Below are 21,505 nucleotides of genomic sequence, written 5' to 3' on the forward strand. Positions count from 1 at the left end.
TGCTGCTGGAGATGGCGTGGGAGACGTTCGAACGGGCCGGGATCGATCCGCGCGCGCTGCGCGGCAGCCGCACCGGTGTCTTCGCCGGCACCAACGGCCAGGACTACACCGGCATGCTCGCCGCGTCCGGCGAGGACTTCGAGGGCTACATGCTGACCGGCAACGCCGCCAGCGTCGTCTCCGGCCGGCTGTCGTACACCTTCGGCCTGGAGGGCCCGGCGGTCACCGTCGACACCGCCTGCTCCGCGTCCCTCGTCGCCCTGCACCTGGCCGTGCAGTCGCTGCGCGCGGGGGAGTGCGACCTCGCCCTGGCCGGCGGCATCACCGTCATGGCCTCACCGGGTCTGTTCGTGGACTTCAGCCGTCAGCAGGGGCTGGCGGCGGACGGGCGGTGCAAGGCGTTCGCGGACGCGGCGGACGGGACCGGGTTCTCCGAGGGCGGCGGTCTGCTGCTGGTGGAGCGGTTGTCGGACGCGCGTCGGCTGGGGCACCCGGTGCTGGCGGTGGTGAAGGGCAGCGCGGTGAACCAGGACGGTGCGTCCAACGGGCTGAGCGCGCCGAACGGTCCCTCCCAGCAGCGGGTGATCCGGGCCGCGCTGGCGGACGCGGGGCTGTCGGCGGCGGAGGTGGACGCGGTGGAGGCGCACGGCACGGGCACGCGGCTGGGTGACCCGATCGAGGCGCAGGCCCTGCTCGCCACCTACGGGCAGGAGCACGACGCGGAGCGTCCGCTGTACCTGGGCTCGGTGAAGTCCAACGTCGGTCACACGCAGGCGGGTGCCGGTGTGGCGGGCGTGATGAAGATGGTGCTGGCGATGGAGCACGGTGTGCTGCCGGCGACGCTGCACGTGGACGCGCCGTCCTCGCACGTGGACTGGGAGCAGGGCGCGGTCGAGTTGCTGACCGAGGCACGGGAGTGGTCCGTGCCCGGGGGCCGGCCGCGGCGTGCGGGTGTGTCGTCCTTCGGGATCAGCGGCACCAACGCGCACGTCGTCCTCGAAGCCGCCCCCGAACAGCCCGCCCCCGAACGGCACGCCGCCGAGACGGCCGAAGGCCCGGCCGCCGCCCACGGCACCCTGCCCTGGGTCCTCAGCGCCCGCAGCCGCGACGCGCTGCGCGCCCAGGCCGCCCAGCTCCTCGCCCACGCCGGGCGGAACCCCGGCCACACCGCGGCCGACCTCGGCCTGTCCCTGACCGCGACCCGCACCGTCTTCGAACACCGGGCCGTCGTGCTCGGCGCCGACCGCGCCGCCCTCACCGACGGACTGCGGCTCCTCGCCGACGGCGAGACGGGACCGCACACCGTCACGGGCACCCACCGCGGCGAAGGGAAGACCGCCTTCCTCTTCTCCGGACAGGGCTCCCAGCGCCCCGGCATGGGCCGCGGCCTGTACGACGCCTTCCCGGCGTTCGCCGACGCCTTCGACGCCGTCTGCGCCCACCTCGGCGACGACCTGCGCGCCGTCGTCCTCGGCGACGACGCCGAGCGGATCAACCAGACCCGGTGGGCGCAGCCCGCCCTGTTCGCCGTCGAGGTCGCGCTCTACCGCCTCCTCGAATCCTGGGGCGTGCGGCCCGACTTCGTCGCGGGCCACTCCATCGGCGAGATCGCCGCCGCCCACGTGGCCGGCGTCATGTCCCTCCCGGACGCCTGCGCCCTGGTCGCCGCACGCGGCCGACTGATGCAGGAACTCCCTCCGGGCGGCGCGATGTTCGCCGTCGAGGCAGCCGAGGACGAGGTGCTGCCGCTGCTCGCCGGCCGCGCCGACGCGGGCATCGCCGCCGTCAACGGGCCGCGATCCGTGGTCGTCTCGGGCGCCGAGGCCGCGGTGGCCGAGGTGGCCGCCGAACTCGCCGCAGGCGGCCGCCGCACCACCCGGTTGCGCGTCAGCCACGCCTTCCACTCGCCGCTGATGGACCCCATGCTCGACGCCTTCCGCGAGGTCGCCGCCGGCATCGCCTACGCCCCGCCCCGTATGGCCGTGATCTCCAACGTCACCGGGCGGGCCGCCGCCCCCGGCGAACTGCAGGACCCCGAGTACTGGGTCCGCCACGTCCGCGAGGCGGTCCGCTTCCACGACGGCGTCGCCTGGCTCGCCGCGCACGGAGCCGACCGGTTCTGGGAGATCGGCCCCGACGGCACCCTGACCGCCCTCGCCCAGGACTGCCTCGCCGAGGACACCGGCGACCTCCTGTTCGTCCCGTCGCTGCGCAAGGACCGCGACGAGGCCGACGCCCTGCTCGACGCCCTCGCCCGCGCCTTCGCCAAGGGCGTGGACGTCGACTGGCCCCGCCTCTTCGACGGCACCGGCGCCCGCGTCGTGCAGCTGCCCACCTACCCCTTCCAGCGCCGCCGGTTCTGGCCGCGCCCGCCCGCCCTGCTCGGCGACGTCACCGCCGCCGGCCTCGGCACCAGCAGCCACCCGCTGCTGGGCGCGGCCGTCGCCCTCGCGGACGGCGACACCCACCTCCTCACCGGACGCCTGTCCCTGCACTCCAGCCCCTGGCTGAAGGAGCACGCCCTCACCAGCACCGCCCTGTTCCCGGCCACCGGCTTCCTCGACCTCGCCCTGCACGCCGGGGCGCGGACCGGCTGCGAGCACGTCGCCGAGCTGACCATCCTGACCCCGCTCACCCTGCCCGCGCACGGCGGAGTCCAGGTGCAGGTCCGCGTCGAGGCGTCCGACGCCGGCGGCGCCCGAGCGCTGACCGTGCACGGCCGCCCGGACGACGCCCACCCCGACGACCCGTGGACGCTGCACGTCAGCGGCCTGCTCACCGCCGAACCGGCCGCCGGCGCCTCCTCGGCGTACGACTTCACCGCCTGGCCGCCCCGGGACGGCGAGGAGGTGCCGCTGGACGGCTTCTACGAGGCGTTCGCCGACCGCGGCCACCTCTACGGCCCGCTCTTCCAGGGGCTGACCCGGGTGTGGACGCGCGGCGAGGAGGTCTTCGCCGAGGTCCGCCTGCCCGCCGACGCCGACCCCGCCGCCGGCGCCTTCGACCTGCACCCGGCGCTGCTCGACGCCGCCCTGCACGCCGTGATGTTCGTGCCGATGGAGGACGCCGGACGGCTCCCGTTCTCCTGGAACGACGTCCGGCTGGACGCCGTCGGCGCCTCCGCCCTGCGGGTGCGCATGGTCCAGCGGGGTCCGGAGGCCGTCGCCCTCGAACTCGCCGACCCGGCCGGCCGGCCCGTCGCCTCCGTCGGCTCGCTCACCCTGCGCGAACTCACCGGCGACCTCGACGGCGCCACCGTCGGCAGCCCCGGCCGGCAGGGCCTGTACGAAGTGGACTGGCAGCCGGTGCCCCCCTCCGGCGCACCGGCTCCGGCGGACTGGGCGGTCATCGGGTCCGCGGAGGCCCGCGACCTGGCCGCGGCCCTGCGCGAGGCCGGGCACACCGCCACCGTCGTCCCCGGCCCGGACGCCCTCGCCGACGCCGCCCTCGTACCGGACACCGTGCTGTACGCCGTACCGGCCGCCGGCCGGACCGCCGACGGCGACCCGGCGCGCCGGGCGCGGGACCTCACCGCCGAGGTGCTGGCGTTCCTCCGGCGGTGGCTGGACGACCCGGCGTTCGCCGCGGCCCGCCTCGCCGTCGTCACCCGCGGCGCCGTGCCCGCCGGGCCCCGGCCCGCGGACCCGGCCCAGGCCGCCGTCTGGGGCCTGGTGCGCTCCGCCCGCACGGAGAACCCCGGGCGCCTGGTCCTCGTCGACACCGACGGCACCGCCGCCTCCGCCGCGGCGCTGCCCGGCGCGCTCGGCGACACCGCGTTCGAACTGGCCGTGCACGACGGCTCCGTGACCGCGCCCAGGGTGGTGCCGCTGGCCGCCGACCGGGCCCTCGTCCCGCCGCCCGGCACCGAGGCGTGGCGGCTCGGCGTCGAACGCAAGGGCACCCTGGAGGGCCTGCGGCTCACCCCCTGCCCGGAGGTCACCGCCCCGCTCGCGCCGCGCGAGGTACGGATCTCGATGCGCGCCTGCGGCGTCAACTTCCGCGACGTCCTCACCGCGCTCGGCATGTACCCGGGCGACGCCACCGCCATCGGTCTGGAGGGCGCCGGCGTGGTCACCGAGACCGGCGCCGACGTGACCTCCGTCGCCCCCGGCGACCGCGTGATGGGCATGTTCGCGGGCGCCTTCGGACCGGTCGCCGTGGCCGACGAGCGCATGGTCGCGCCCATCCCGAAGGGCTGGAGCTTCGCGGAGGCCGCCACCGTCCCGATCGTCTACCTCACCGCCTACTACGCCCTCGTCGACCTCGCCGCCCTGAAACCCGGCGAGAGCGTCCTCGTGCACGCCGCGGCCGGCGGTGTCGGCTCCGCCGCCGTCCAGCTCGCCCGCCACCTCGGCGCCGAGGTCTACGGCACCGCGTCCCCGGCCAAGTGGGACGCGCTGCGCGCCGCCGGCCTCGACGACCGCCACCTCGCCTCCTCCCGCGACCTCGGCTTCGAGGAGAGGCTGCGCACCGCCACCGAGGGCCGCGGCGTCGACGTGGTCCTCGACTCCCTGGCCGGGGAGTTCGTGGACGCCTCCCTGCGGCTGCTGCCGCGCGGCGGACGCTTCCTGGAGATGGGCAAGACCGATGTCCGGGACCCGGCCGCGGTCGCCGCCGACCACCCAGGCGTCCTCTACCGCGCCTTCGACCTGGTCGAGGCCGGACCCGACCGGATCGGCGAGATCCTGCGCGAGCTGGCGGAACTGTTCGACCGGGGGGTGATCGAGCCGCTGCCGATGACCGTGTGGGACGTGCGCCGCGCCCCCGAGGCGTTCCGGTACCTCAGCCAGGCCAAGCACGTCGGCAAGGTCGTCCTCACCGTGCCGGCCGCCCCCGACCCCGAGGGCACCGTGCTGCTCACCGGCGGCCTCGGCGGGCTGGGCCGCGCCACCGCCCGGCACCTGGTCGCCGAGCACGGTGTCAAGCACCTGCTGATCGCCGGGCGGCGCGGCCCGGACACCCCCGGCGCGGCCGACCTGCGCGCCGAACTCGCCGCCCTGGGCGCCGAGGTAACCGTCGCCGCCTGCGACATCGCCGACCGTACCGCGCTCGCCCCGCTCCTCGCGGGGATCCCCGCCGACCGGCCGCTGACCGCCGTCGTGCACACCGCGGGCGTCCTCGCCGACGGCGTCCTCACCTCGATGACGCCCGCACGGCTCGCCGAGGCGCTGCGGCCCAAGGCCGACGCCGTCGTCGCCCTGCACGAGCTGACCCGCGACCTGGACCTGGCCCGGTTCGTGGTCTTCTCCTCCGTCGCAGGCACCTTCGGCGGCGCCGGACAGGCCAACTACTCCGCCGCCAACGCCTTCCTGGACGCCTTCGCCCACCACCGGCGCGCCCTCGGCCTGCCGGCCGTCTCCCTCGCCTGGGGCACCTGGCTGCCGGACGCGGGCATGACCGGCGAACTCACCGACGCCGACCGGGAACGGCACGCCCGCACCGGCATGGTGCCGCTCGGCCCCGAGCGCGGCATGCGCCTGCTGGACGCAGCGTCGGCCTCCGACCGGGCCGCCCTGCTGCCCATGGACCTCGACGCCGCCGCCCTGCGCGAGCACCACGACGTCCTGCCGGTCCTGCTGCGCGGCCTGGTCCGCACGCCCGTCCGCCGTCGCGCCGACGCCGCCCCGGCGACGGCCGGAGCCGCCACGGCCACCGAGGCGACCCTGGCCGAACGGCTGGCCCCGCTGTCCGCCGCGGACCGCGAGCAGCTGCTCCTCGACGTGGTGGCCGAACAGGCCGCCGCCGTCCTCGGACACGGCTCGGCCGACGCGATGGAACCCGACCAGACCTTCAAGGAGCTCGGCTTCGACTCCCTCACCGCGGTCGAACTGCGCAACCGGCTCGGCGCGGTCACGGGACTGCGGCTGCCCGCCACCCTGGTCTTCGACTACCCGACGCCGCTCGCCCAGGCCCGGCACCTGCTGGACGCCCTCGACCTGCCCGAGCCGCCCGGCACCGCACAGGCCCTGCTCGGCGAGATGGACCGCCTGGAGAGCGCCCTGCGCGACGCGGCCGTGGACGGCGAGGACCGCGAGCGGGTCACCGCCCGGCTGCGGGAGCTGCTCTCCCGCTGGCAGGGCGAACCGGTCCCCGCGGCCACCGCCCCCGTCCCCGTCCCGGTGGAGGAAGACGAGGAGCTGGCCGGGGTCGAGACGCCGGGCGACCTCTTCGACCTGATCGACCGCGAGCTGGGAGACGCATGAGCACCCCGCCGCCCTCCCGACCGCACCCGACGCCCCGGCCCCGCCGGGTTCAAGGAAGTGACACACGTGGCTGACGACGACAAGTACGTGGAATACCTCAAGCGGGTCACGGGCGAACTGCGGCAGACCCGCCGCCGGCTGCGCGAGGCGGAGGACCGGGTCCGCGAGCCGATCGCCATCGTCGCGATGAGCTGCCGCTTCCCCGGCGACATCCGCAGCCCCGAGGACCTGTGGCGGCTCGTCGACGCGGGCGGCGACGCCATCGGCGCGCTGCCCGCGGACCGCGGCTGGGACATCGAGGACCGCTACGACCCCGACCCAGACCGCCCCGGCACCTTCTCCACCCGGGAGGGCGGCTTCCTCGGCGACGCCGCCGCCTTCGACGCGGCCTTCTTCGGCATGAGCCCCCGCGAGGCCCTGGCCACCGACCCCCAGCAGCGCCTGCTGCTGGAAGCCTCCTGGGAACTGCTGGAGCGGGCCGGGATCCGGCCGCAGACCCTGCGGGGCAGCGCCACCGGCGTGTTCGTGGGCGCGGCCACCTCCGGCTACGGCCAGGGCCCCGTCGAGGTGCCCGAGGACGTCCACGGCCTGATGCTGGCCGGCAACGCCACCTCCGTCGCCTCCGGCCGCATCTCCTACGTCCTCGGCCTGGAGGGCCCCACCGTCACCGTCGACACCGCCTGCTCCTCCTCCCTCGTCGCCCTGCACTGGGCGGTGCAGGCCCTGCGCAACGGCGAGTGCGACCTCGCGATGGCCGGCGGCGTCGCCGTCATGGCCACCCCCGGCCTGCTGTTCGAGTTCAGCCGGCAGCGCGGCCTGGCGCCCGACGGCCGCTGCAAGGCGTTCGCCGACTCCGCCGACGGCACCGGCTGGTCCGAAGGCGTCGGCCTGCTCCTGGTGGAACGCCTCTCCGACGCCCGTCGCAACGGCCACCCCGTGCTCGCCGTGGTCCGCGGCTCCGCCGTCAACTCCGACGGCGCCTCCAACGGGCTGACCGCCCCCAACGGCCCCGCCCAGCAGCGGGTGATCGAGCAGGCCCTCGCCAACGCCGGTCTCACCGCCGCCGACGTCGACGCCGTCGAGGCGCACGGCACCGGCACCACCCTCGGCGACCCCATCGAGGCCCAGGCACTCCTCGCCACCTACGGCCAGGACCGGCCCGCCGAACGGCCGCTGCTGCTCGGCTCCCTGAAGTCCAACCTCGGCCACACCCAGGCCGCCGCCGGTGTCGCCGGCGTCATCAAGACCGTGATGGCGCTGCGGCACGGCCGGCTGCCGCGCACCCTGCACGTCGACGCGCCCTCCACGCACGTCGACTGGGACGCCGGACACGTCCGCCTGCTCACCGAGCCCGCCGACTGGCCGGACACCGGCGACCGCCCGCGCCGGGCCGCCGTCTCCTCCTTCGGCATCAGCGGCACCAACGCCCACACGATCCTGGAGGCCGCACCCGAGCCGGAGCCCGCGGCGGACGACACGGCCCCGACGGCCGCTCCGGCCGAACCGCTGCCCCTGGCCCCCTGGTTCCTGTCCGCGCGCAGCGCCGAGGCCCTGCGCGGCCAGGCCGCACGGCTCCTCGAACACGTCACCGCCCACCCCGGGCACCACCCGCACGACACCGCCCGCGCCCTGGCCACCACCCGGCAGGCCTTCGAGCACCGGGCCGCCGTCCTCGCCCCGGACACCGCCGCCGCACGCGACGCGCTGCGCGCCCTCGCCGACGGCGAGGAGCACCCGGCCGTCGTCACCGGCCGCACCCTGCGCGGCGGCACCGCGTTCCTGTTCCCCGGGCAGGGCGCCCAGCGCCCCGGCATGGGCCGGGACCTGTACGACGCCTTCCCCGCCTTCGCCCGCGCCTACGACGAGGTCTGCGCCCACCTCGACCCCGAACTCGGCCTGTCCCTCAAGGACACCGTCCTGCACACCGGCGACGAGGAGGCCCTGCGCGCCACGGGACTCGCCCAGCCGGCCCTGTTCGCCTTCGGGGTGGCCCTGTTCCGACTGCTGGAGTCCTGGGGCATCACCCCCAAGTACCTGCTGGGCCACTCCCTGGGCGAGCTGACCGCCGCCCACGTCGCGGGCGTGTGGTCGCTGGCCGACGCCTGCCGGCTCGTCGCCGCCCGCGGCCGGCTCATGCAGGCGCTGCCCGAGGGCGGCGCCATGATCTCCCTCCACGCGGCCGAGGACGAGGTGACCCCGCTGCTCGCCGCGCACGGTGACGCCGTGTCCGTCGCCGCCGTCAACGGGCCCCGCGCCACCGTGATCTCCGGCAGCACCGCGGCCGTCGAGGCGGTCGCCGCCGAACTCGGCGCCCATGGCCGGACCACCCGGCGGCTGCGCGTGTCGCACGCCTTCCACTCCGCCCGCATGGACGGCGCCCTCGACGAGTTCCGGCGCGTCGCCGAGAGCGTCACCGCCCGCCCGCCGCGGATCACCGTCGTCTCCGACCTCACCGGCCGTGCCGCCACCGCCGACGAACTCGCCTCGGCCGACTACTGGGTACGGCACCTGCGCCACACCGTCCGCTTCGCCGACGGCGTCGGCCACCTCGTCGAGCGGGGCGTCACCCGCTTCCTCGAACTCGGCCCCGACGCCTCCCTCTCCGCGCTCGCCCGCACCTGCCTGCCCGACGACACCACCGAGCGGGTCTGCCTGCCCCTGCAGCGCAAGGGCCGCCCCGAGCCGGCCACCCTGCTGGCCGCCGTGGCCGGGGCCCACGCCCACGGCGTGCCCGTCGACCACGAGCGCCTCCTCGGCGGCCCGGGGCCGGACGCCCCCCGGATCGAGCTCCCCACCTACGCCTTCACCCGCGAGCGGTACTGGCTGCGGCCCGCCGCACAGACCGGCGACGTCACCGGTGCCGGCCTCGCGGGTGCCGGGCACCCGCTGCTCGGTGCCGTGGTCCGCGTCGCCGACGAGGACCGGGTCCTGCTCACCGGCCGCCTGTCCACCCGGAGCCAGCCCTGGCTCGCCGACCACACCGTCTCCGGGACCGTCCTGCTGCCCGGCACCGCCTTCGTCGAACTCGTCCTGCGGGCCGGCGACGAGGTCGGCTGCGGCCTGCTGGAGGAGCTCACCCTCCAGGCGCCCCTGGCCCTGCCCGACGGCACCGGCGTGCAGCTGCAGATCGTGCTGGGCGCCCCCGACGACGCGGGCCGCCGCACGGTCGCCGTCCACGCCCGCCCGGACGCCGACGACGACACCCCCTGGACCCGGCACGCCACCGCCGTCCTCGCCCCGGCCACCCCCACCGCGGCCGGCGACGACCTGACCGCATGGCCGCCCGCCGGCGCCCGTCCCGTCCCGCTGGACGGCTTCTACGCCGCGCTCGCCGCCCAGGGCTACCAGTACGGCCCCGTCTTCCAGGGCCTGCGCGCCGCCTGGCGCGACGGCGACGTCCGGTACGCCGAGGTCTCGCTGCCCGAGGACGAGCACCGCGACGCCGCCCGCTTCGGACTGCACCCCGCCCTCCTCGACGCCGCCCTGCACGCCCAGCTCACCGGCGGCGGCGAGGCGGACGGCGACGGCGGGGGAGTGGGCCTGCCCTTCGCCTTCAGCGGCGTCACCCTGCACGCCGTCGGCGCCACCGCCCTGCGCGTCCGGCTCGAGAAGCGCCCGGGCGGTTCGGTGCGGCTGCGCGTCGCCGACGGCACCGGACGACCCGTGGCCACCGTCGACTCCCTCGTCAGCCGCCCGCTGTCCGCGGACGCCACGCCCGCCGCCCGGCCGGCCGACGGAGCGCTGTACGCGCTCCGCTGGACGGCCGCCGACCTGCCCGGGGCGCCGGCCACCGATGGCTGGCGCCTGGCCGCCGACGACCCGTCGGGTCTGGTCCCCGACTGGCCCGCGCTCGGCGCCGACGGCTGCACCGCCGCCGTCCTGCCCTTCGCCTCCGCACCCGGCGAGACCCCCGCCGGGGTCGCCTCCCGCGCCCTGGACGCCCTGCGCACACTCCTCGCCGACGAGCGCACCCAGGACGCCCCTGTGGTCGTCGTCACCCGGGGCGCCGTCGCCGCCGGGGACGAGGACGTACCGGACCTGTCCGCCGCCGCCCTGTGGGGTCTGGTGCGCTCCGCCCAGACGGAGAACCCCGGCCGGATCGTCCTCGCCGACCTCGACGGCACCGACGCCTCCCGTACCGCCCTGGCCGCCGCGGTGGCCTCCGGCGCACCGCAACTCGCTCTGCGCGAGGGTCGCCTGCTCACGCCCTCGCTGACGCGTGCAGGCACCGCGCGGAACGCCGCCGGGAACGCCGACGGTACCGCCACCGGCTGGGACCCCGACGGCACCGTCCTGATCACCGGCGGCACCGGCGCGCTCGGCGCGCTCGTCGCCCGCCACCTGGTCACCGCGCACGGCGTACGCTCCCTGCTGCTGCTCTCCCGCAGCGGCCCGCACGCCCCCGGCGCCACCGGGCTCGCCGCCGAACTCACCGCCCACGGCGCCGCCGTCCGCATCGAGGCGTGCGACGCGGCCGACCCCGCGGCCCTCGCCACCGCCCTGGCCACCGTCCCCGCCGAGCACCCGCTGCGCGCCGTCGTGCACACCGCCGGCGTCCTCGACGACGGCGTCCTCGGCTCCCTCACCCCGGACCGCCTCGCCACCGTCCTGCGCGCCAAGGCCGACTCCGCGCTCGCCCTGCACCGGGCCACCCGCGACGCCGGCCTCACCGCCTTCGTGCTGTTCTCCTCCGCCGCGGGCCTCCTCGGCGGCGCCGGACAGGCCAACTACGCCGCCGCCAACACCGTCCTGGACGCCCTCGCCCAGCACCGCCGCGCCCAGGGACTGCCCGCCGTCTCGCTCGCCTGGACCCTGTGGCAGCACGACGGCGGCATGACCGGCGGCCTCGACGACGGCGACGTACGCCGCATCGCCGCCTCCGGACTGCCCGCCCTCGACCCCGCGCACGCCCTGCGGCTGCTGGACGAGGCGCTCACGGCCGACGAGGCCGTGCTCGCCCCGCTGCGCACCGACCCCGCCGCGCTGCGGGCCGCCGCCGCGGCCGGCCGGCTGCCCGCCCTGCTCCACGGCCTGGTCCCGGCACCGGCCCGGCGCACCGCCCGCACCGCGGACGGCGGCGACTCCTCCGCACTCCTGCGGCGCCTCGCCGCTCTCACCGGACCCGAGCAGGAACGCCTGCTGCTGGACGTGGTGCGCCGCCACGCCGCCGTCGCCCTCGGCCACGGCTCGGCCGGCGCCGTCGACGGCGAACAGTCCTTCAAGGACCTCGGGTTCGACTCCCTCACCTCGGTCGACCTGCGCAACCGGCTGAACGCCGAAACGGGACTCAGGCTGCCCGCCACCCTGGTCTTCGACCACCCCAGGCCCAGCGCCCTCGCCCGCCACCTGCGGCAGGAACTCGCCGGCGGCACCGAGACGGCGGAGACCGCCGCCGCCGCCGCCGGCGACGACGACCCCGTCGTCATCGTCTCCATGGCCTGCCAGTACCCCGGCGGAGTCACCTCCCCCGAGGAGCTGTGGCGGTTCGTGTCCGAGGGCGGCGACGCCATCGGCGCCTTCCCCACCGACCGGGGCTGGGACCTGGACCGGCTGCCCGGCCTGGAGGCCGGCTTCCTGCACGGCGCCACCCACTTCGACGCCGCCCTGTTCGGCATCTCCCCGCGCGAGGCCCTCGCCATGGACCCGCAGCAGCGCCTGCTCCTGGAGACGTCCTGGGAGGTCTTCGAGCGCGCCGGCCTCGACCCGCTGGCCCAGCACGGCAGCCGCACCGGCGTGTACGTCGGCGCGATGGGATCCGGCTACGCGTCGGGCCTCGCCGACATCCCCGAGGGCATGGAGGGCTACATCGGCCTCGGCGTGTCCGGCAGCGTCATCTCCGGCCGGGTCGCCTACACCTTCGGCCTGGAGGGGCCGACGATGACGGTCGACACCGCCTGCTCGTCCGCCCTGGTCGCCCTGCACCTCGCGGCCCAGGCACTGCGGCGGGGCGAGTGCTCGATGGCGCTGGCCGGCGGCGTCACCGTCATGGCCACCCCCGGCACCTACACCGAGTTCACCGCGCAGAACGGGCTGGCCGCCGACGGCCGCTGCAAGGCGTTCGCCGCCGCCGCGGACGGCACCAGCTTCTCCGAGGGCGTCGGCATGCTCCTGCTGGAACGGCTGTCGGACGCCCGGCGCAACGGGCACCCGGTGCTCGCCGTCGTCCGCGGTTCGGCCACCAACCAGGACGGCGCGTCCAACGGCCTGACCGCCCCCAGCGGCCCCTCCCAGCAGCACGTCATCCGCCAGGCCCTCGCCTCGGCCGGACTCTCCGCCGCCGACGTCGACGCCGTCGAGGCGCACGGCACCGGCACCACCCTCGGCGACCCCATCGAGGCCCAGGCCCTGTTCGCCACCTACGGCCGGGAGCGTCCCGAGGGACGGCCCCTGCTGCTGGGCTCCGCCAAGTCGAACTTCGGCCACACCCAGGCCGCCGCGGGCGCCGCCGGCGTCATCAAGATGGTGATGGCGATGCACCACGGCGAACTGCCCCGCACCCTGCACGTCGACGAACCCTCCCCGCACATCGACTGGTCCAGCGGCACCGTCGAACTGCTCACCGAGCCCCGCCCGTGGCCCGCCCGCGAAGGACGCCCCCGCCGGGCCGGCGTCTCCTCCTTCGGCATCAGCGGAAGCAACGCCCACGTCGTCCTGGAGGAACCCCCCGCCCCCGCACCCGCTCCCGAACGGGACGCGGCGGCCGTCGTGCCGCGCGCCCACCCCGTCTCCGGGCACACCCCCGAGGCCCTGCGCGCCCAGGCGGCCCGGCTGCGCACCCACCTGCGCACCGCCGACCACGACCCGCGCGACCTCGCACACACCCTGGCAGCGGCCCGCCACGCGCAACGCCACCGGGCCGTCGTCGTCGCCGAGGACCGGGAGGAACTGCTCACCGGCCTCGCCGCCGTCGCCACCGGCGAGAGCGCCGGCCACGTCGTCACCGGCAGTACCGACGGCGGCCGCCTCGCCGTCCTGTTCAGCGGCCAGGGCGCACAACGCCCCGGCATGGGCCGCGACCTGTACGCCGCCCACCCGGTGTTCGCCGAGACCTTCGACGCCGTCTGCGCCGAACTGGACCGGCACTTGGACGGACCGCCGCTGCGGGAGGTCGTCCTCGCCGCCGAGGGCAGTGCCGAGGCGGCGCTGCTGGACCGCACCGCCTGGACCCAGGCCGCCCTGTTCGCCTTCGGCACGGCCGCCCACGCCCTGACCGCGTCCTGGGGCGTCCGGCCCGACGTACTGGCCGGGCACTCCGTCGGCGAGCTCACCGCCGCGCACGCCGCCGGGGTGCTCGACCTCGCCGACGCCTGCGCCCTGGTCGCCGCGCGCGGCCGGCTCATGCAGGCGCTGCCGGAGGGCGGCGCGATGACCGCCGTCGAGGCCACCGAGGCGGAGGTGCTGCCGTACCTGGAGGGCCGGGCGGACCGTGTCGCGATCGCCGCCGTCAACGGGCCCGTCTCCGTCGTGGTCTCCGGCGCCGCGGACGACGTCGAGGCGGTCGCCGCCGAGTTCGCCGGGCGCGGCCGCCGGACCCGGCGTCTGCGGGTCAGCCACGCCTTCCATTCGCCGCTGATGGACGCCATGCTGGAGGACTTCCGGCAGGTGGCCGCGCGCGTGCGCTACGCGCCGCCGGCCGTCCCCGTGGTGTCGAACCTGACCGGTGCCCTGTGCGCTGGTGAGGACCTGTGCACCCCGGACTACTGGGTGCGCCACGTCCGAGAGGCCGTGCGCTTCGCGGACGGGGTGCGCGCCCTGGAGACCGAGGGCGTCACCCTCTGCCTCGAACTCGGCCCCGACGCCACCCTCACCCCCCTGGTCCGCGACGGCGTCGGCGACCCGGCCGCCGTCACCGCCGTGCCCCTCCTCCACCGCGACCTGCCCGAGACGCGCGCGGCGCTGCTGGCCGCCGCCACCCTGCACGCGCACGGCCGCGGAGACCTGCCCGCCCACCCCGCCGACGCCGGCGCCCGGCCCGTCGCCCTGCCTACGTACGCCTTCCAGCGCGAGCGCTACTGGCTGGAACCGTCCGCGCGGACCGCCGCGCCCGTGGCCGACGGCGACTTCTGGGACCTGGTCGAGGCCGCCGACCCGGCAGCCCTGGCCGAGCGGCTCGACCTCGACGCGGACGCCCCGCTCAGCGCCGTCCTGCCCGCCCTCGCCGCCTGGCGCGGCGCGGACCGCAGGCACGCCGAGGAACAGCGCTGGGAGCACCGCGTGACCTGGCGGCCCGCCGCCGACGGCGCCACCGCCGCCCTCACCGGCACCTGGCTGCTCGCCGTCCCCGGCTCACTGGACGGCGGCCCCTGGGCGACGTCGATCGCCGAGGCGCTCACCGCGCACGGCGCCCACGTCCGCGTCCTGCCCGTGGACTGCGCGGGCGCCGACCGCACGACCCTGGCCGCCGCCTACGACACCGCCCGCGAGGACGGCCCGGCGCCCGCGGGCGTCCTGTCCCTGCTGGCCGCCGACACCCGGCCGCTGCCCGGCCACCGCGCCGTCCCGGCCGGTCTCGCCGCGACCACCGCCCTCGTGCAGGCCCTCGCCGACCGGGCCACGGGCCCGGACACCACCCGCCTGTGGGCCGTCACCGCGGGCGCGGCCGGCGTGCTGGGACACGAGGCGCCCACCGAACTCGAACAGGCGGCCGTCTGGGGCCTGGGCCGCACCGCCGCGCTGGAACACCCGCAGCTGTGGGGCGGACTGGTCGACCTGCCCGCCGGCACCGGTGCCGTCGCCCCCGACATCGCCCGCCGGCTGTGCGCGGTCCTGGCGGACGGCCGCGAGGACCAGACCGCCGTGCGCGCCGCCGGCACCTTCCTGCGCCGCCTCGAACGCGTCCCCGCCGCACGGCCCGCCGGGACGTCGCCCGACTGGACGGGCACCGTCCTGCTCACCGGCGCGACCGGCGCCCTCGGCCTGCGCACCGCCGCCTGGCTCGCCTCCCGCGGCACCACCCGGATCGTCGCCGTCAGCCGCTCGGGCCCCGGCTCGCCCGGCGCCGCCCGCCTCGAGGAGGCCCTGGCCGGCACCGGCACCGCACTCGTCCTGACCGCCTGCGACGTCGCCGACCGGGACGCGCTCGCCGCCCTGCTGGCCGAGCACCCCGTCGACGCGGTCGTGCACACCGCCGGTGTCCTCGACGACCGGCTCATCGACGGCATGGACGCCGACGCCCTGGAGAACGTGCTGCGGCCCAAGCTCGCCGCCGCCCGCAACCTCCACGACCTCACCCGGGACCGGGACCTGACGGCGTTCGTCCTGTACTCGTCGGTCTCCGGCACCCTGGGCACCATCGGCCAGGCCAACTACGCCGCCGCCAACGCCTGCCTCGACGCGCTCGCCGAACAGCGCCGCGCCGCCGGCCTGCCGGCCACCTCACTGGCTTGGGGCCCCTGGGCGGGCGGCGGCATGGCGACCCGGGACGCCGACACCGAGGCCCGCATGCGCCGCGGCGGCATCAGTCCCCTCGACCCCGACCGGGCGGTGGAGGCGGTCGGCAGGGCCACGGCACGCACCGACGCCGTGCTCGCCGTCGCCGACATCGACTGGGCGCGGTTCGCCCCCGGCTTCACCACCTCCCGGCCCAGCCCGCTGCTCGCCGAACTGCCCGAGGTGCGCGAACTGCTCGCCCGGCGTCCCGAGAGCGCGGACGCGGACGCCGGGCAGGCCCTGCGCGCCCGGCTGGCCGGACAGACCCCCGCCGAACGGGAACGCACGCTGGTCGGCCTGGTGCGCACCGAGGCCGCCGCCGTCCTCGGCCACGCCTCCCCCGACCGGGTCGGCGCCACGCAGGCGTTCAACGCTCTCGGCTTCGACTCGCTGACGGCGGTCGAACTGCGCAACCGGATCGGCGCCGCCACCGGTCTCGCCCTCCCGGCCACGCTCCTGTTCGACCAGCCCAACGCCACCGCGCTCGCCGGACACCTGCTCGGCCGGCTCACCGACGACACGGACGCGGCCGGCGCCGTCCTCGCCGACCTCGACCGGCTGGAAGCGGCCCTGTCCGGGCTGCCGGCCGGCGACGCCCGGCTCGACCGCATCGGCGCCCGCCTGCAGTCGCTGCTCGGACGCGTCGGCGGCACCGCGACCGTCGCCGCACCGGCCGCGGCGACCGGCGACGACATCACCGACCGCCTGGAGTCCGCCGCGGCGGACGAACTCTTCGACTTCATCGAGAACGACCTCGGCATCTCCTAGCGGGGACGGCCACGGGACCTCGGAAACGGGTGAGGAACGCATGAGCGATGAGGACAAGCTCCTCGGCTACCTGAAGAAGGTCACGGCCGATCTCCACCAGACGCGACAGCGGCTGGCGGCGGCCGAGGCCCGCGAGAAGGAACCCATAGCGATCGTCGCGATGGGCTGCCGCTTCCCCGGCGGCGTGTCCGGCCCCGACGACCTGTGGCGGCTGCTGGAGGACGGCACGGACGCGATGACCGACTGGCCGCGCGACCGCGGCTGGGACGTCGAGTCGCTCTACGACCCGGAACCGGGCACGCCCGGCCGCAGCTACACCCGCACCGGCGGGTTCATCGACCGGGTCGCCGACTTCGACGCCTCGTTCTTCGGCATCTCCCCGCGCGAGGCCGTCGGCACCGACCCGCAGCAGCGGCTGCTGCTGGAGATCTGCTGGGAGGCCTTGGAACGCGCCGGCATCGACCCGCTCGCCCTGCGCGGCAGCCGCACCGGCGTGTTCTCCGGCACCAACCTGCAGGACTACCCCGCCCTGCTCGCCCACTCCGACAACGCCGGCGACGACGGTGTCGGCAACTCGCCCAGTGTGCTCTCCGGGCGCATCTCGTACACCCTGGGCCTGGAGGGGCCGGCCGTGTCCGTCGACACCGCCTGCTCCTCCTCCCTGGTCACCCTCCACCTGGCCGCGCAGGCGCTGCGCGCGGGGGAGTGCGACCTGGCCCTGGCCGGCGGCGTCACCGTCATGTCGACCCCGACGATCTTCCTCGAGTTCAGCCGCCAGCGCGGGCTGTCCCCGGACGGACGCTGCCGGGCCTTCGCCGACGCGGCCGACGGTACCGCCTGGGGCGAGGGCGCCGGCGTCCTCGTCGTCGAGCGGCTGACCGACGCCCGCCGCAACGGCCACCCCGTCCTCGCCGTGCTGCGCGGCTCCGCCGTCAACCAGGACGGCGCCTCCAACGGCCTGACCGCACCCAACGGGCCGTCCCAGGAACGCGTCATCTGGCAGGCCCTGCGCTCCGCCGGGCTCGCCCCCGCCGACGTCGACGCCGTCGAGGCGCACGGCACCGGCACCACCCTCGGCGACCCGATCGAGGCGCAGGCCCTGCTGGCCACCTACGGCCAGGACCGGCCCGCCGGACGGCCGCTGCTGCTCGGCTCGGTGAAGTCCAACATCGGCCACACCCAGGCCGCCGCCGGAGTCGCCGGCGTCATCAAGACCGTCCTCGCCCTGCGCGCCGGCCGCCTGCCGGCCACCCTGCACGTCGACCGGCCCAGCCGGCACGTCGACTGGAGCGCGGGCCACGTCGAACTGCTCACCGAGGCCCGCGACTGGCCCGGCACCGGCGACCGGCCGCGCCGCGCCGCGGTCTCCTCCTTCGGCGTCAGCGGCACCAACGCCCACGTCATCCTCGAACAGGCCCCCGAGCCGGACACGGACGAGACGGCCGCGCCGGCCGACGACACCCCCCGCGCCCGCGCCTTCCCCGTCTCCGGCCGCACCGCCGCCGCCCTGCGCGCGCAGGCCGCCCGCCTCGCCGCCCACCTGCGGGCCGCCCCCGACGGCACGCCCCGCCCCGCCGACCTCGCCTGGTCCCTGGCCGCCACCCGGCCCGCCCTCGAACACCGGGCCGTGGTCGTCGCCCGCGACCGGGACGACCTCCTGCGCGGCCTGGCCTCACTCGCCGAGGGCACACCCGACGCGGCCGTCGTGCGCGGTGTCGCCGACACCGACGGCGACCCGGTCCTCCTCTTCCCCGGCCAGGGCCCCCAGTGGGAGGGCATGGCCACCGAACTCCACGCGGCCGACCCGCGGTTCCGCCGCTTCTTCGACGAGGCCGCCGCCGCGGTCGAGGCGTTCACCGACTACTCGGTCCTCGACGTGCTGCGCCGCGCACCGGGCGCCCCGCCGCTGGAGCGCCTCGACGTCGTCCAGCCCACCCTGTTCGTCGTCTGCGTCGCACTCGCCCGGCTGTGGATGGCCTGCGGAGTGCGCCCCGCCGCGGTGGCCGGGCAGAGCCAGGGCGAGATCGCCGCCGCCCACATCGCCGGCGTCCTCACCCTGGAGGACGCCGCCCGCGTCGTCGTCACCCGCTCCCGGGAACTGACCGCCATCACCGGCCGCGGCGGCATGGTGGCCGTCCCCCTGCCGCTCGCCGAGGTGGAACGGCTCCTGACCCCCTACGACGGCCGGATCTCGGTGGGTTCCGTCACCGGCCCCCGCTCGGTCACCGTCTCCGGGGACGCCGAACCGCTCGCCGAACTCCTGACCGCCCTCACCGACGCCGGCGTCCGCGCCCGCCGCGTCCCCGTGGACTACGCCTCCCACTGCGCCCAGGTGGAGGAGGTCCGCGACGCGCTCCTCGCCGGGTTCGCCCCGGTCCGCCCGCGCCCCGCACGGATCCCCTTCCACTCCACCGTCACCGGGGCCCGCGTCGAGGACACCACCACCCTCGACGCCGCCTACTGGTACGACAACGTCCGCCGCCCGGTCCGCTTCGAGACCACCGTGCGGGACCTCGCCGCAGCCGGGCACCGCGTCTTCGTCGAGGCCGGCCCGCACCCCGTCGTCACCACCGCGGTCGGCGACATCCTGGAGGACCTCGGCATCACCGACGGCGCCGTCCTCGGCACCCTGCGCCGCTCCGAAGGCGGACCCGAACGCTTCCTCGCCTCCGCCGCCGCCCTCGCCGTGCGCGGCGGCAGCGTCGACTGGACGGCCGTCCACGACGAGCCCGCGCACCGCGTCGACCTGCCCGTCTACGCCTTCCAACGCCGCCGCTACTGGCCCGCCTTCACCGGCGCGCCGGCCGCGGACACCGCCGCCGGCACCGCGGACGCCCCGTTCTGGCAGGCCGTCGAGGCGGGCGACCTCGACACCCTGGCCGCCGCCCTCGACCTGGACCCGGACACCGTCTCCGCCCTCGCCCCCGCCCTGGCCGGCTACCGCAGGCGCAGCGCCGACCGGGCCACCGCCGACCGCTGGCGCTACCGCATCACCTGGCACCCCCTGGCCGACCACCCCGCCCCCGCGCTGACCGGACGCTGGCCGCTGCTGGTGCCCCGCGGCCACGAGGAGGGCCCCGAGGCCACCGCGGTCCGCGCCGCCCTCACCCGGGCCGGCGCCGACTGCGTCCCGGTCGTCGTCGACACCGCCGCCGACCGCGCGGCCCTCGCCGCCGCCCTGTCCGGCGCGGCCGACGGAGCCCGGGCCGTGCTGTCCCTCCTCGCCCTCGACGACACCCCGCACCCCGGCCACCCGCTGCTGCCGGGCGGGTTCGCCGCCACCGTCGCCCTCGTCCAGGCCATGGACGACCTCAACACCCGCCTGCCGGTGTGGTTCCTGACGCGCGGCGCCGTCGCCACCGCACCCGCAGCGGGCCCCGACCACCCCGCCCAGGCCCTCGTCTGGGGCTTCGGCCGGGTCGTCGCGCTGGAACAGGCCGACTGCTGGGGCGGCCTGGCCGACCTGCCGGCCGACCCGGACGACCGCGCCGCCGACCGGCTGATCGCGGTCCTCGCGGGCACCGACCACGAGGACCAGGTCGCGATCCGCCCCGCCGGCGTCCTCGGCCGCCGCCTGGAACGCGCCGCCACCGGCGGGCTGCCCGCCCGGCGCCGCTGGCAGCCCGGCGGCACCGTCCTGGTCACCGGCGGCACCGGCGCCCTCGGCCGGCACGTCGCCCGCTGGCTCGCCCGCTCCGGCGCCGAGCACCTGCTCCTCGTCAGCCGCTCCGGCCCCGACGCGGAGGGCGCCGCCGGCCTGCTGGAGGAACTCGCCGCCCACGGAGCCCGCGCCGAGCTGGCCGCCTGCGACATCGCCGACCCCGACGCCCTCGGCTCCCTGCTCGCCGCCATCCCCGCCGACCGGCCCCTGACCGCCGTCTTCCACACCGCGGCCGTCCTCGACGACGGCGTCATCGGCTCCCTCACCCCCGACCGGCTCGCCGAGGTCCTGCGGGTCAAGGTCGGTGGCGCCCTCAACCTCGACGCCGCCACCGCCGGACTCGACCTGTCCGCGTTCGTGCTCTTCTCCTCCTCGTCGGGCGTCTTCGGCAGCCCCGGACACGGCAACTACGCCCCCGGCAACGCCTTCCTCGACGCCCTCGCCGAGGACCGCCGCGCCCGCGGACTGCCCGCCACCGCCGTCGCCTGGAGCGGCTGGGCCGACGGCGGCATGGCCTCCGGCACCGTCGGCGAACGCCTCCAGCGGCACGGCGTACGCCTGATGGACCCCGCCGTCGCGGTCACCGCCCTCCAGGACGCCCTCGACCACGACGACACGGCGCTGGTCGTCACCGACATCGACTGGGAGGTCTTCGGCGCCGAACTCGACAAGGGCCGTCCCCGGCGCCTGTACGCCGCCCTGCCCGACCTCGAGCGCCTGCGGGCGAACCGGCCCGCACCCGGTGCCGGCGACCCGGACACGGCGGACACCGAAGGCGGGCTCCCCGCCCAGCTCGCCGCCCTCTCCGACGCGGACCGCAGGCACGCCCTGCTGCACCTCGTCCGCGCCCACATCGCCTACGTCCTCAACCACCCGAGCCCCGACGACGTCGAACCCGCCCGCGCCTTCCGCGAACTCGGCTTCGACTCCCTCACCGCCGTCGAACTGCGCAACACCCTCGGCGAGGCGACCGGCATGCGGCTGCCCGCCACCCTCGTCTACGACTACCCGACCCCGGCCGCGCTCGCCGAACACCTCGACGAGCAACTCGCCCCCCGGCAGGGGCTCCCCGTCTCCGGCGCCGGCCCCGCCGGGCCGCGTACGGACACCGACGACGATCCCGTCGTGATCGTCGGCATGGCCTGCCGCTTCCCCCGCGGTGCGGACACCCCCGAGCGGTTCTGGCAGCTCCTGGCCGACGGCACCGACGCGATGGGCCCCTTCCCGCAGGACCGGGACTGGGACCTGGAGTCGCTCTACGACCCCGAGCCCGGACGGGCCGGCCGCACCTCCACGCTCACCGGCGGTTTCCTCGACGGCTTCGCGGACTTCGACCCGGGCGTGTTCAGCATCTCGCCGCGTGAGGCCCTCGCCATGGACCCGCAGCAGCGGCTGCTGCTGGAGATGGCGTGGGAGACGTTCGAACGGGCCGGGATCGATCCGC

General features: G+C 77.0%; 3 protein-coding genes. All 3 read left to right on the forward strand.

Going from position 1 to position 21,505, the window contains the following annotated elements:
* The coding region (locus ABTZ58_RS37915; RefSeq protein ID WP_502996197.1) for a type I polyketide synthase at positions 1-6,203 on the forward strand (6,203 nt) is incomplete at its 5' end.
* Positions 6,204-6,269: 66 nt separating this feature from the next.
* Entirely contained in the window at positions 6,270-16,400 is a 10,131-nt protein-coding gene (locus tag ABTZ58_RS37920; RefSeq protein WP_502996198.1) for a type I polyketide synthase, read from the forward strand.
* 70 nt (positions 16,401-16,470) lie between these two features.
* The coding region (locus tag ABTZ58_RS37925; protein WP_502996199.1) for a type I polyketide synthase at positions 16,471-21,505 on the forward strand (5,035 nt) is incomplete at its 3' end.

This window comes from Streptomyces sp. NPDC094143, from assembly GCF_040303825.1.
Taxonomy (GTDB): Bacteria; Actinomycetota; Actinomycetes; order Streptomycetales; family Streptomycetaceae; genus Streptomyces.